Annotated in this window: 6 protein-coding genes and 2 pseudogenes; 5 read left to right on the top strand and 3 right to left on the bottom strand. The window is 53.5% G+C overall.

Annotated elements, in window-relative coordinates:
• From ASF61_RS22735 to ASF61_RS23290, 5 genes are all read left to right on the top strand, one after another.
• Positions 1-908: DUF2345 domain-containing protein (locus ASF61_RS22735; RefSeq protein WP_307155913.1), on the top strand; the 908-nt coding region annotated here is incomplete at its 5' end.
• 64 nt (positions 909-972) lie between these two features.
• On the top strand, positions 973-1,419 hold the full coding sequence (locus ASF61_RS24005) for a hypothetical protein (RefSeq protein WP_056155554.1): 447 nt from the start codon (positions 973-975) through the stop codon (positions 1,417-1,419).
• Between the two features lie 3 nt (positions 1,420-1,422).
• Entirely contained in the window at positions 1,423-4,443 is a 3,021-nt protein-coding gene (locus tag ASF61_RS11190; RefSeq protein WP_056155551.1) for a phospholipase D-like domain-containing protein, read from the top strand.
• Positions 4,444-4,467: 24 nt separating this feature from the next.
• A complete protein-coding gene (locus tag ASF61_RS23295) occupies positions 4,468-5,781 on the top strand; it encodes a T6SS immunity protein Tli4 family protein (RefSeq protein ID WP_156369555.1) in 1,314 nt (437 codons plus the stop codon).
• A 468-nt stretch (positions 5,782-6,249) separates the two neighbouring features.
• Entirely contained in the window at positions 6,250-7,035 is a 786-nt protein-coding gene (locus tag ASF61_RS23290) for a hypothetical protein (RefSeq protein WP_156369554.1), read from the top strand.
• A gap of 141 nt (positions 7,036-7,176) precedes the next feature.
• Here ASF61_RS23290 and ASF61_RS24575 read toward each other — a convergent pair.
• The 3 genes and pseudogenes from ASF61_RS24575 to ASF61_RS24565 all read right to left on the bottom strand — a co-directional run.
• A pseudogene (locus tag ASF61_RS24575) lies at positions 7,177-7,383 on the bottom strand (transposase); the annotation flags it as partial.
• Between the two features lies 1 nt (position 7,384).
• A pseudogene (locus tag ASF61_RS24570) lies at positions 7,385-7,582 on the bottom strand (IS5/IS1182 family transposase); the annotation flags it as partial.
• A 1-nt stretch (position 7,583) separates the two neighbouring features.
• Positions 7,584-8,014 (bottom strand): transposase (locus ASF61_RS24565; protein WP_373994541.1); only part of this gene is annotated, 431 nt, incomplete at its 3' end.
• Positions 8,015-8,068: the final 54 nt, after the last annotated feature.

Below are 8,068 nucleotides of genomic sequence, written 5' to 3'. Positions count from 1 at the left end.
ATTTAAAGAGCAGCCATGCCGCCAGCGAACTGACGCTCGGTCACCTGATCCACGCGGCAGATAATTATCGCGGCAGCCTGCGCGGCACCGGCGCCGAATTGCGCACCGACGGCTACGGCGCCGTGCGCGCCGGCGCCGGCCTGCTGGTGTCGAGCTACAAGCTCACGCACGGCGCCGACAGTCGCGAGCCGGCCGGCGACAACACGGCCGGCATGGCGCTGCTGAAACAGGCCGCTACGGTGGGCGAGACCTTTAGCAGCGCCGCCAAGACCCACGAGACGGTGGCCTACGCCAGCCACCTGGGCGCCGCCAAGGCTGACACCAGCCGCCTTGACGACAAGGCCGCGCCATTAAAAGCGCTGCTGACGGCCACATCCGGCATGCTGAGCCAGGAAAGCGTGGACGCGGCCAGGGCCGAGGCACCCGACAAACCCATTGCGCCGGCTGACGACAAGCTGCCGCACACGAACGACGCCATCATTGCCATCGCTGCCAAGGCCGGAGTGGGCGTGCTGGCCGGCGAACACCTGCAACTGGCCAATGGCGAGACGATCACGCTGATGAGCGGCCAGGACACCCAGTTCGCCACCGGCGGCCAGATGCGCGTGCACAGCGGCCAGGCCATCGGCCTGCTCGGCGGCGCGGTGAAAGCGGGGGAAGGCAATGTCGGGATGCAACTGATCGCGGCCAAGGACGTGATCGACCTGCAGGCACAAGCGGACGTGATGAACATCCAGGCGCGCGACGAGGTCAATGTGGTCAGTGCCAACGCCCACATCGACTGGGCGGCGGCCAAAAGCATCAGTTTGTCGACGGCCGGTGGGGCGAACATCACGATCAGCAGCGGCAATATTACGGGTGCAGTGCCCGGGCAAGATTACCATTCACGCTGGCAAAAAGATTTTTGAGGGACCTGTTGGCCATGCCTATCCCTTGCCCGAGCTGCCGCGTTCGACACTTCCGGTGCGCGAGATGGCGTTCAAGCTGCGACTGGCGGATACGCCCGGTCCCAATGGCCATCCTTTAAGCAACACGCCTTGGAAAATCGCCATCGGTGCCATGCCCGATGGCATGGCGTACGTGGACGACAAGCAATTGCTGGCAAGCGGAAAAACTGATGACGACGGCAACATCAAGTTGACAGCCGACCAGGAAAAGCAGCTCGCCGTGGCCTATGCAGGTCACCCCGACAGCACCTGGATCGTCTATCCCGGTCATGTCGCGCGGCTTCGGGTAGCAGAAGAATCTCCCGACTGGACTGAAAAAGAAAAGCTGTTCCACGCGCTCCATGCGGCCGACTTCAGCGCCGGATTGCACGGCACGCTGTTCGACGATGCCGCCTTATCGCACGCCAGCTATGCCAAAACCGCATTCGAGGTGAGCGATCCCATGGCGATCTTTTCCAAGTTCAAGGTTTAGCGTATGACTCAGAAGAATATCTCTCAACTCGTCGCACCCGACGGCAAACCCGCTGCTCCCGCGACTTCGGCGCCGGGATGCTTTATTCATGAAAATGAGTCACTGAGAAAATTTCCGGACCTGAAATGGGCCAAACCATTCTCCGAGCCACACAGCGGCAATCAAGTCGATTTTTATGTCACGGGCGAAGAATATTTCAACGCCGTAGCGACAGCCATCGAAAGCGCGACAACCAGCATTTTTATCACCGGCTGGCAGATCAATTTCGACGTGGAACTCAAGGGTGGCAAGACGTTGTTTGAGTACCTGGAAGCGGCGATCGACAAGCATGCAGGCTTGCGCATCTACGTAATGCCATGGCTGTCGCCCAAGGTCGGCGTTGATACCGGCGATTTCGAAACGATGCTGGCCATTTTCCAGTTAAACGCGGGATTGCCGCCACCGGCGCGGGCGTTCGCGTTGCCTGCGATCGCCCAGAGCGATATGAAGGCGGGCCTCGGCATCGGCTTTTCCCATCACCAGAAGCTGGTTGTCATCGATCAGAAGCGGGCCTTTGTTGGCGGTATCGATCTTGCCTACGGTCGTCGCGATAACGGCAAGTTCTCCCTGCACCACGATGGCCGGACCGGCAACGAGCTGTATAACTCATGTGTTCCACAGGTCTATGAACTGTCCCACTCGGACCAGGTGAACTACCTGACCCGTGCCGAGCTGGTGGCAGCCTGTTTCGATGGAAAATTCGGTTCGGCAACGCAGTTCATTACCTCGGCGCCAGCGGCAGTCGTGGCCAAACCCCAAGATGTCCTCAAATCGGTCAGCGATTTTAAAAAGGACACCTATAAACGCGTTGGCGACTGGTGGACCAATGCCGATCTGATGCCCGAATTCGTTCGCAAAGCTGCGGACGTTCCGGTGGATATGGCGCAGGCAGCATCGCGCTGGACCTACAAGCGTATCAACAAAGATGCCAGGGAAATGCTGGACCGCCTGCGCACCAGTGGTAGCGCCAACGCAGCCGATGCGGCCTCAGCCTTGATGGCGTGGCTGAATAACGCCAATATGGACCAGTTGCCCCATGAATTGAGGGAGGGAACAGTAAAGCTGATTGAGGCCTTCATCATTTCGACCTTGGGATACCTGTCCGGCGCCACGGATCAGCATGCTGAACGGTATGCCAACCTCAAGAAACTGCGCAAGATGGTACCGCCGAGCGGCAAGACCATCTCCAAGGACCAGCCCCGCATGCCCTGGCACGATGTGCACTCGTCGATTGAAGGACCGGCCGCCAGCGAGCTGGCCCGCAACTTCATCCAGCGCTGGAATGGTGTCGCGCAGCGCTATGAAAATTCGAAGACCAGCCTGGTGTCGAATCCGGCCTTGGCAACCATCTTCCGCAGTCTCGGGTTGAAGGGAGTAAAACAGCTCAAAGTGCCCCGGCTCGACCCGGCGCCGCCCCCAGCCTCCCAGCCCAAGAAGGGAACATGCTGGGTACAAGTCCTGCGCAGCGCCCCGCTGACGATGCAGCGCGACGAAGAACGCGCGATGAGCGGCCCGGTATCGGCGCCAGCAAGCATGGCGCAAAACAACTGTCTAAAGGCGATGCTCACAGCGATTCAGGGGGCGCAGAAGTTTATTTATATCGAGGGACAGTTTTTTCAGTCGGAATATGGAAAAGACTCCGCAACAGGTACCGCGCTGTCGGGGCCAATGGCAGCGCTGCTCGATATCACTTCTTCTAAGCAATATGAAAAATATGCGCGTCAGCTCGAGATCTACGGTGTAGCCCCCGCTGACATACCGGGGGCCATCCGGTGGTCACAGGTCGATGATGTGATGGCAGATGCCAAGGGTAAGGGCGCCGACTTCATGAATGATTTATACGCGGTGCTTGGAAATATAGCCTCGGTGAGGGCATCGCAATTGATGGGGCCGCAGCAGAAAAATGTGTTGAATAGTATCGGGGAGGCGATAGCCAAACGCATTGAACAGGCGATTGCGGACGACTTGAAATTCCACGTGTATATGGTTATACCAGTCCACCCAGAAGGAACTCTCAATACCCTTAATATTATGACACAGTTGCATCTTACAATGCAGTCTCTCATTTTTGGTAAAAAAAGCCTGGTGAACCGGATAAGAATTTCACTTGCTGCAGCCATGTTGAGGAAGAATGGTGCAGGAGTGAATCATCTTAATGCAATGAAGATCGTTGAGAATTATGATGAGGAGCGATTAATAAATCTGGTGGGGGATCGGTGGAAGGACTATGTCACCTTACTAAACTTACGAAACTGGGAGAAAATTGGAAGTCGGCCCGTAACTGAGCAGATTTATGTACATTCGAAATTGCTGATTGCAGATGATCGAGTTGCCATTTTGGGTAGTGCAAATATAAACGACAGGAGTCAACTCGGCGATCGTGATTCTGAATTAGCTGTCGTAATTAGAGATGATTCACATATCAAGGTTAATCTTGATGGAGTGGATACTGATACAGTTAGCACTAAGGTGAATGATTTAAGAGTAAGACTCTGGAAAAAGCATTTCGGTTTAACCGACGGCGCTTCCCATCCAGCTACCGTTCTGGACTCTGCCATTCAAAATCCTGCTGCGAAAAAAACGGTACATCTTATCCAGGAAATTGCGTTAAAAAATTCATCTATTTATAGCAGTGCTTTTAAATTTCTGGCAAGAACTGGTGAGGAGCCAAGTTCTATATGGCCGACCTGGAATCAAGAGACACGTGCACTCCAATTCCATATGCCTTTTTCTGAGAGGTTCTGGCGTGCGGATGAAGTGAGGGATGAAAGTTTTACTTGGGATGCAAAACTGAGGGCGCCAGAATCGTCTCCTGCAGGGATCCGGGGATTTATCGTGGCGCTCCCAATCAACTGGACTTTGAGTGAGAATAACATCTCCGGCATGAACTTGACCATGCTGGCCGGCCTTCAAAAATCGAATCGTGAGGAACTGTATACGGCATCCAACCAATCATCGAATAAAGATCTCAATGTAAATGGTTAAAATCAAATATTAGAAGAATTTTTAATGAAAAACTTAGCGAGAAATTTCTGCGTGGCTTTCTATTTGCTACTAATCCCGATAGTTTCAGTCGCTATCGAGGAAATGCCTGGTCAGCCATCAAAACCTCCTACTGTGGAACAAATGAGGGCTGTAGCCATGCCTTCCTACCACCCAGGGCCAAATCAACTTCAAGAGTGTTTAGGTAGACTCTCCTGGTCTTCTGAGAAAATGCAGGAGTGGGCAGTAAGATATGAATATTTTTCAAAATTCAGCCACTCATTTAGTGAAAATGTGTTTTCTCGAGGCTCCGAGATTAATTTTGGAAACGTTCGCATAGGTGTGTATGAATACAATGGCGAGATCAAAAAATCCATCATTGATTCATTGCCTGAAAATATTATTATAAAATTAAGTAGGGATCTTCCTGTTTTAAAAAATAAGCTTGACGAGGCTGGTAAGAAAAAAAATTCAGGATCTAATGCGGAAAATTCGTATGATATTGCTGAGTCTGATTTTTTTCATGCAAAAGAAAATCTGGAGAAGTTGAAAAAAAAATACTACCCCTATGTTCCCGGAATTTCTGATAGCTATGGCTTCGGAACTTTGGTAGAAAATTCATCAATAGGGGCTGAGTACTCAGTGTTACGTGCTTATTTATTCAGGAGCGAACATCTTTATATGTTTGAATCACGCGAGAGGTTGGGCGCCCAGTTTTCTAGTGATGATCACGCTCGAAAATTTTCTTCTCTTTTGAAAAATTTTCGCACCCGCCGCATGAACGAAATCCCAACCGAACTCGGCGTGTGTATTCCATTCGGCTTTTTACCTGACGACGGACGCACGGTGACCGACATTAAGCAATCGATCCGCTGGAAAGATGCTCCCGGCGTGCTGTACACAATTCATACCGGTAATGTCCAGCCCAGGCAACTCAAATCGACCGTCATCACGGCGCTTGCCAGCTCCCAGGTCGGTCGCTTCGGGACCGACGAAGAAGCGGAGGTGAAGAAACATGTTGACCAGCGCATCGGACCGCGCCAGGCAAAGATCGGTGGGCTCGTCGGAGAGCAAGGCGGCGTGGCTTTGAAAGTCACCCAACCCGGTAGTAAACCCTATGAGGCATATTCGGTATTCACTGGCTATTCCGGTTGGCTGGGCAGCGCCGTGCTGCCGTTCATCCTGGTCGATATGCAGTCGTTTACCATGGAACAGGCGCCGGAGTTAAAAGCTAACCCACCGCCATTCAGGCAAAGCATGGAGCGGCTTGAGGGCGTGCTCAAGTACATGCGCCTGAGGCCGACCAATCCACCGATGCCCGAATTGGTGAGTGGTAAATAGTCCGGTTTATGGTTCGCAAATAATGTTTCGGCTCACCGACTGGCTCGATGGCCGCACCGTGCTAAGGTTTCACCAAGCTGCTGACGCGATCCTGATCGACGCAGTGCGCATCGAGAACACCGGATTGCCGACGTATGTCTATCGTCGTGCAGGCGCTTGGTCAACCGTACGCGCGCTTTGTTGGGACTACAAGCGATCAATCATAAGCGCACTTATCGGGCCATGAAAGAGAACGGCCCGCTGATGCCCATGGCGTGTAAATGCTCCCGCCAGTAGCCGCGTGCACGGCGGTGTGTTGTCGGTGGTCGAATCGAACCAACGCTGGTATTCCGACGGTTCTGAAATCGCCTGCGACAACGGCGAGGCGGGCACTTGCATTCTTCAGGGTGAAAATAAATCATGCTTAAAATACTGATCTTGTCGACATACTTTTTTTTTTGCTCGACTGTTGCGAATGCCGATGAGGACATGTCCGATCGACCATCCAAGCGTCCTACGGCAGAGCAAATGCGTGCATCAAGTATGTCGTCCTTCCGACCCGGCGCGGGAGTAACCCAAGAGTGTCTTGGACGTATCTCGTGGGTGTCTGAAAATTCTCAGGAGTGGCCTTTAAAGTACAATAAGGATTCCGAATTTACTCATTCGTTCAGCGAAAATATTTTTGCTCGTGGTAATGAAATGAGGTACGGGAATGTGCGCATAGCGGTACATCTCGCAACGCCTGAAATAAAAGAAAAAATCATCGATTCTTTGCCTCAAAATATTTCCTTGAAGCTAAAAAAAGAGCTGCCGTGGTTGCTCAGCGAAATCAGCAAGACAGAGAAAGGGAAAAATGGTGACGTTAGAGAAAGAAACAAGTATAGGGTTGCGCAAAGTAGGCTTCAGAATGCAAAGGAAAGCATTGCTGAATTAGATCGTGATTATAAAAAATACTCTGTTGAAATTCTCGGTAACTATGGATTTTCGAAGTTTGAGGAAGACTCCACGGTCCAAGGCGGCAGTGTTTCTATTTATCAGACTTATTTGTTTAAAGATGAATATGTCTATATTTTTCAGTCTCGCGAGGAAATCGGTGAGAAAATGTCTGTCGAGAGTCATGGGAAACAATTTTCTGCGCTCCTGAAAAGCTTCCGCACCCGCCGCATGAACGAGATCCCAACCGAACTCGGCGTGTGTATTCCATTGGGCTTTTTACCTGACGACGGACGCACGGTGACCGACATTAAGGGGACCTCGAATAACTGGCTTTCATGACGCGAGTAGGAAAAAGTACCTGCCAGTCKACGTTGCGGATAAAAAAAGTGAATCGCGCGGCAGAACGGAATAAGCGTCAATGAGCGCGCAAGCGGATCAAGCGGTGGAAAAACGGCCCCTTCCAGCTGATCCCCTCGCTGTTTAGAACGGTGCCAGCCCTCGTTCTTTCAAAAAGACGAGCCGCTTCAGGTTGTAGCTCGCCGCTTTGAGGTGCAACGCGAAAGTGGTGCGCAGGATGCMYAGGCATCGCACGAGTTTTCCGCCCATCTGCGCCAGCGCGCCGAACACATGCTCGACGCGGGCGCGCGGGGTGGCGATACGGCGGTTGCGCCGTTTCTGCGCGGCCGANAGGCATCGCACGAGTTTTCCGCCCATCTGCGCCAGCGCGCCGAACACATGCTCGACGCGGGCGCGCGGGGTGGCGATACGGCGGTTGCGCCGTTTCTGCGCGGCCGAAATACCTTTGGTCGCGTGGCCCCGGCGCTGAATATGGACCTGCCAGCCGGCCTGTTTGAGTGCGCTTTCTCGCTCAGCGCTGGGGTAGCCCNCGTTTCTGCGCGGCCGAAATACCTTTGGTCGCGTGGCCCCGGCGCTGAATATGGACCTGCCAGCCGGCCTGTTTGAGTGCGCTTTCTCGCTCAGCGCTGGGGTAGCCCCGGTCGGCATACACCGCTTTGCTGGTGTTGCTCGGATCGAGTAGTGCCTCGAATACCGAGGTGTCGGCTACGGCGGCGTTGGTGACGGCGATCTTGCGGATGAGCTTGTAGCGCTTGTCCACGCTGGCRTGCAGTTTGTAGCCGAAGTGCGATTTACCGTGCTTTTTGGTCCAGCGTGCATCGACATCTTTTTGCGCACGTTTGTGGGGTCTCCAAGTCAGGGGCATGGTGCCCTCTTTGACCGTGTCGGCCTCGTCGCGCTTGTTGCGTTGTATTGGCGCCTGCACCAACGAGGCATCAACGATTTGACCGCAGCGGGCCATGTAGCCATGTTTTTGCAATTGCTGTTGGACCTGCTCGAACACCAGCGTGCCGGC

This window comes from Duganella sp. Leaf126 (assembly GCF_001423125.1).
GTDB lineage: Bacteria > Pseudomonadota > Gammaproteobacteria > Burkholderiales > Burkholderiaceae_D > Rugamonas.
Note: the sequence above shows the minus strand (reverse complement) of the source record. Positions and strands in the feature narration are given on the sequence as shown.